The sequence below is a fragment of the Psychromonas sp. genome (genome assembly GCF_983033635.1).
Map to the genome: position 1 here is coordinate 1 of NZ_CEZLMY010000016.1, position 5,970 is coordinate 5,970.

Here is a 5,970-nt window from a genome sequence, read left to right on the forward strand (position 1 = left end):
CGACTAATTAACTGCCTGAACTCCAGCTGAGTGGATAATCATTAAATCGCATTATACCAATTCCACTAATTAGATGATCTATTTAGGCGCAGGATAAATGGATGAAAGCAAGGCATTGATTGCAGTAACTAGTTGTTCTAATTGCAAAATCAATAACGACGCTAGCATTCATTTTAACAAGCGTAAATGAATAGATAACTAGTGAATTTGGTATTGGTATAGTTTAACTCTCAATTTTTATCGGTTGCGCTTCTTCTGCACAATAGATTGTTTCGCCAAGTTCTATTGCAGCTGGGCCGTTTGCTGTTTCTTCGGCATAACAAGCTGCCGCTGTAAAGATCACATCAGTTGAGCTGTTTAAGGCTGTTTCAGCTGAATCTTGTACTACACCGATAATGAAACCAATCGCCACAACTTGCATTGCTATCTCATTTGGCACACCAAATAAACTACATGCCAGAGGGATTAATAACAATGAACCGCCGGCAACACCTGACGCACCGCAAGCAGAAACCGCAGCAACAACACTTAATAAAATTGCCGTGGCAATATCAAACTCAATACCAAGTGTATGTACGGCTGCCAGTGTTAGTACGGTAATAGTGATTGAAGCGCCTGCCATATTGATGGTTGCACCAAGTGGAATTGAAACCGAGTAAGTATCTTCATGAAGGTTTAGTTTTTCACACAATTCCATATTAACTGGAATATTAGCGGCAGAGCTACGCGTAAAGAACGCTGTCACACCAGATTCACGTAAACACTTAAAAATTAACGGATAAGGATTGCTTTTGGTTTTCACATAAACAATGGCAGGATTAACGACTAAGGCGATGAAAATCATACAGCCCAGTAATACAGCCAACAGATGAGAATAACCAAGTAGAGCGTCGAAACCTGTTGCTGCAAAGGTACTTGCCACTAAACCAAAGATACCAACTGGTGCGAAACGGATAACCAAGTGAACGATTTTAGTCACACCGTTAGATACATCATGTAAGACATTTTTTGTTGTGTCATTAGCATGGTGTAGTGCTAAACCTAAACCAACAGCCCAGGCTAAAATACCGATAAAGTTACCCGTAACCAGTGCATTAACAGGGTTGTCTACGAGTTTAAATAATAAAGTATTTAAAACTTCAATAATGCCTTCCGGTGGTGCTGCCTGAATGTCAGTTGCTACTAATACCAGCGTTGTCGGGAAAAAATAACTGATAATAACTGCTGTAGAAGCCGCTAATAAAGTACCAATCAGATAAAGGTTAATAATTGGTTTTAGGTTGGTATGGCTGCCTTTTTTCTGGTTAGCAATCGACGAGGCAACTAAAACAAAAACCAGTATTGGTGCAACCGCTTTTAATGCGCCGACGAATAAAGCGCCAAGAAAAGAGATTGCGTTAGCGCTACTTGGTGAAATTGAGGCTACTAAAATACCTGCAATGATACCGATAACAATTTGCACAACGAGGCTAGAGTTTAAAAAGCGTTGAAAAATAGTGGGGTTGGGATTCATATATTAAACCTGTTTTATATTATTGGGCTGCAGAGGAGATAAATCCGTTTAATCTCTCGCATGCGTTATAGCCAAAGCACTTAAAAACGCGCTTCCCTGCATTTTCAGGTGGTTTGGTTATAGTGTTTTGTCATACCATCATTGGTATTATGCATATATTGTAAATTTTTAAAGAGGAATTTGTTTTAAACTGGATCATAAAAATAAAAAATATTATCGAAGAGCTGGATTTGCCTGTTATTTTTTCCTGAACATTAATACAACGACCCCCAAAAACACCATCAGCATACCAAAGATCATATAAGAGGTGATCGGTTCATTTAATAGATACACTGCGAGTACGATGGTGAAGATGGGTCCTAAAGTGCCCACTATTCCCGTTTGCGTAGGACCAATACGATGAATTGCCTCTGAGACCATAAAGCTTGGAATAACAGTACTGAAAACTGCGAGTAGAAACACCCAAAGCCACGCTTGCCCAGTTATTTGCAGGGTAAAAAAATCAATTTGTAGTGCGCCATGGGCAAAAACTAAAACGGATGAGGCGGTCATCGCTAAACTGGTAAAAAGCAGAGAGCCGAGCTTAGCTATCATAGGTTTACTGAGAAGAACATAAAAAGAAAAGCTTAACGCAGCCCCCATCACTAAGGTTGTGCCATATAACACATCATTACCTGTCAGTTGTAACTCTTGGCCCATTACCACCCATAAGCCCAGATAAGTTATCAACAATGAAATTATTAGACGTTTAGTTAGAGGCTGCTTAAATAAAAAATAGCCGATAATGGCCACTAAGAACGGATAGGTGAACAGAGTCAAACGCTCGAGTTGTGCGCTAATATATTCCAGACCTTTTAAGTCTAATAATGAAGAAAGGTAATACCCGAGAAATCCCAGCCCTAAGACCTGTAATAAAATCGCATTGGAAAGAGCAGGAGCTGCTTGTTTTTGACGTTTAATTAACAGATGAGCCAGAATAAACAGGTAAAATGGCACTGAGATTGCCATACGTAAAACCAGCACTGAGTCGGCATCTAAACCTTGTGCATAAGCATATTTAATAAAAATTGATTTTAATGAAAATAGTAACGTACCCGTAAGAGCAAGAAAAACACCAAAATGCATGATTGAATAAACCAAATAGAGACGATAAACCCAGACTAGCCATTTTATAATAGTGAAGCAAGATGATGCTTGCTATATTATGTTTTTTTTCGTTTAGCTAACCAATGAGTAGATAAATGTCAGCTTCAAATTTTGTTTTACCCCATATTGATCCGATTGCAATCAGCATCGGCCCGTTAGATATCCGCTGGTACGGTTTAATGTATTTAGTCGGTTTTGCTTTTGCCTTTTGGATGGCTAATCGCCAATGCGACAGATCAAATGGGCTTTGGACACGAGAGCAAGCCAGTGATCTGCTTTTTTATGGTTTTATGGGGGTTATTTTAGGGGGACGTGCGGGTTATGTTTTCTTTTACCAGTTCCCGCAGTTTTTAGACAATCCACTTTATCTGTTTAGAATTTGGGAAGGTGGTATGTCCTTCCATGGAGGAGTGGTTGGTGTTGTTTCCGCCATTATCTTTTATGCGAAAAAGAACCAGCGTTCAATTTTAGCGGTTGGTGATTTTATTGTGCCGCTTTTACCCGTTGGCCTTGGCGCAGGGCGTATCGGTAACTTTATTAACTCAGAGTTGTGGGGCCGAGTGACTGACTCTCCATTTGGTATAATCTTCCCGAATGCAGGGCCACTACCTCGTCATCCTTCGCAACTTTATGAGTTTGCGTTGGAAGGGGTGTTACTGTTTATTATTCTCTTTCTGTTTATTCGCAAGCCACGCCCTAGTGGCTCTGTGGCAGGGCTATTTTTATTATGTTACGGCTCGTTCCGTATTTTTGTTGAGTTTGCCCGTGAGCCAGATGCGCACCTTGGTTTATTAAGCTTTGGACTGAGTATGGGGCAAATTTTATCATTACCGATGGTGATTGCCGGGGCTATCTTAATCGCCTATGCATATCGTTATAAAGGTCAACAGTCTCAAAAAGCTACCGGCAAAAAGGCTTAATCAAATGTAACTACTCAGGTCGTTGCCATTTAAGCTTATTTCCGCGTTGAAAAATGCTCATTTAAACGACTAAACTGCGCTTTTTCGCCTTGAACTCAGCATAAATGGCTTAGCCCTGAGCATTTACAGTCTTATTTGATAAAAGCACTTTAAATTATTGAGGTGCTGAGTAGTTACAAATCAAACATGATACGCAAACTAGCAGAAGAGATATCTTTAAGCTGTTTGCGTAAATATTAGGTGAAAAAAGATGAAACAATATTTAGATTTATGTCAGCGTATTATTGAAAATGGTGTTTGGATTGAAAATGAACGCACCCAAAAACGTTGTTTAACTGTGATTAATGCAGATCTTGAATATGATGTGAAAAACAATCAGTTCCCGATGATCACCACGCGTAAAAGCTTTTGGAAATCAGCGATTGCAGAATTTCTCGGTTATATTCGCGGTTATGATAATGCCGCTGATTTTAGAGCCTTAGGCACTAAAACCTGGGATGCGAATGCCAATCTTAATGGTGCCTGGTTAAATAATAAATACCGCAAAGGCACTGATGATATGGGCCGCGTTTATGGTGTTCAAGGGCGCTCTTGGGCAAAATCTGATGGCGGACATATCGATCAACTCAGAAAAGTGGTTGATAATCTAAAAAATGGTATTGATGATCGTGGTGAAATTATCACCTTTTATAATCCCGGTGAATTCCATATGGGCTGTTTACGTCCTTGCATGCACACGCATACTTTCTCATTAGTGGGAGATACCTTGCACCTTACCAGTTATCAGCGTTCATGTGATGTGCCGCTTGGTCTGAATTTCAACCAAGTACAGGTTTTTACTTTCTTAGCCTTGATGGCGCAAATTACCGGCAAAAAAGCGGGTACCGCTTACCACAAAATTGTAAACGCGCATATTTACGAAGACCAGTTTGAATTGATGCGTGATGTGCAGTTAAAACGACAGCCGTTTGCTTCCCCTAAATTAACCATTAACCCGAAGATTAAATCTCTTGAAGATCTGGAAACCTGGGTAACAATGGATGATTTTGAAGTGAGTGATTATCAGCACCATGATGCCATTAAATATCCGTTTTCGGTTTAATGCCTGCTGATTCCTAGAATGGAAAATGGTTTGGAACTTGCCTGCCATTAACATTTTTGTAACTTAATAAGGGCTGATTGGCCCTTTCGTTTTCTTTGTGCAAATGATGCGATATACTTTGTGCAAATTTTTATTCCGATAAAACGATTCCAATAAAGCGAGTTTTCGCTGAAACAAGAGGTTATTATTGTGCTAGAAGCTTATCGTAAACATGTCGCTGAACGTGCCGAGCAGGGTATTGTTCCACAGCCATTAAATGCAGAGCAGACTGCTGCATTAGTAGAACTATTAAAAAATCCACCGCAAGGTGAAGAAGCCTTCCTGATTGATCTCTTAGAAAACCGTATTCCTCCTGGTGTTGATGAAGCTGCTTACGTTAAAGCGGGATTTTTATCTGCTATTACAACAGGTGACGTAACATCTCCAATTGTTACACCTGAACATGCGGTTAAGTTATTAGGTACGATGCAGGGTGGTTACAATATCGAGTCTTTAGTTACGCAACTTGATAATGCCGCACTTGCTCCATTAGCAGTAAAAGCACTTTCTCATACATTATTAATGTTTGATGCATTTTATGACGTGGAAGAGAAAGCAAAAGCGGGTAATGCTTTTGCTCAAGAAGTTATTCAGTCATGGGCTGATGCACAATGGTTCTTAGAAAAACCCGCGGTTGCTGAAAAAATAACCATGACAGTATTTAAAGTGACGGGTGAAACAAATACAGATGATCTGTCTCCTGCTCCTGATGCTTGGTCGCGCCCTGATATCCCGCTACACGCTTTAGCTATGCTTAAAATTTCTCGAGAAGGAATTGAAGCGGATCAGGAAGGGGGTGTTGGTCCAATTAAACAGATTGAAGCTTTAAAAGAAAAGGGCCATCAATTAGCTTATGTTGGTGATGTTGTTGGAACGGGCTCTTCTCGTAAATCTGCAACTAACTCTGTTTTATGGTTTATGGGCAATGATATTCCATTTGTGCCGAATAAACGTGCTGGTGGTGTTTGTATCGGTAATAAAATCGCACCTATTTTCTTTAATACCATGGAAGACTCTGGTGCATTGCCAATTGAAATGGATGTCAGTGCATTAAATAGTGGTGATGTGATTGATATCTATCCACACCAAGGCGTTGTAAAAAACAATGCAACAGGTGAGGTTGTCTCAGAGTTTGCATTAAAAACCAATATTATTCTTGATGAAGTACGTGCTGGTGGCCGTATTCCACTTATTATCGGTCGTGGTTTAACTGAACGTGCGCGTAAATCGTTAGGTCTTGAAGCTTCAAC

Annotated in this window: 4 protein-coding genes and 1 pseudogene; 3 read left to right on the forward strand and 2 right to left on the reverse strand. The window is 40.0% G+C overall.

All coding sequences use genetic code 11. The annotated features are described in order from the left end of the window. Positions 1 to 223 precede the first annotated feature (223 nt). Together sstT and AC4GME_RS03770 are read right to left on the reverse strand one after the other, a co-directional pair. Complete coding sequence (gene sstT, locus AC4GME_RS03765) at positions 224 to 1,513, reverse strand: serine/threonine transporter SstT (protein ID WP_490377405.1); 1,290 nt, start codon at positions 1,511 to 1,513, stop codon at positions 224 to 226. 237 nt (positions 1,514 to 1,750) lie between these two features. Then, a complete protein-coding gene (locus AC4GME_RS03770; protein ID WP_490377404.1) occupies positions 1,751 to 2,638 on the reverse strand; it encodes a DMT family transporter in 888 nt (295 codons plus the stop codon). Positions 2,639 to 2,754: 116 nt separating this feature from the next. Here AC4GME_RS03770 and lgt point away from each other — a divergent pair, with 116 nt between their 5' ends. From lgt to AC4GME_RS03785, 3 genes and pseudogenes are all read left to right on the forward strand, one after another. Then, the gene (lgt, locus tag AC4GME_RS03775) at positions 2,755 to 3,579 is read left to right on the forward strand and encodes a prolipoprotein diacylglyceryl transferase (RefSeq protein ID WP_490377403.1); all 825 of its coding nucleotides are present in this window, start codon (positions 2,755 to 2,757) and stop codon (positions 3,577 to 3,579) included. Between the two features lie 250 nt (positions 3,580 to 3,829). After that, positions 3,830 to 4,681 carry a thymidylate synthase gene (locus AC4GME_RS03780; protein ID WP_490377402.1) on the forward strand — a complete coding sequence of 284 codons (852 nt, stop codon included), beginning with the start codon at positions 3,830 to 3,832 and terminating at the stop codon, positions 4,679 to 4,681. A gap of 189 nt (positions 4,682 to 4,870) precedes the next feature. Continuing rightward, a pseudogene (locus tag AC4GME_RS03785) lies at positions 4,871 to 5,970 on the forward strand (bifunctional aconitate hydratase 2/2-methylisocitrate dehydratase); the annotation flags it as partial.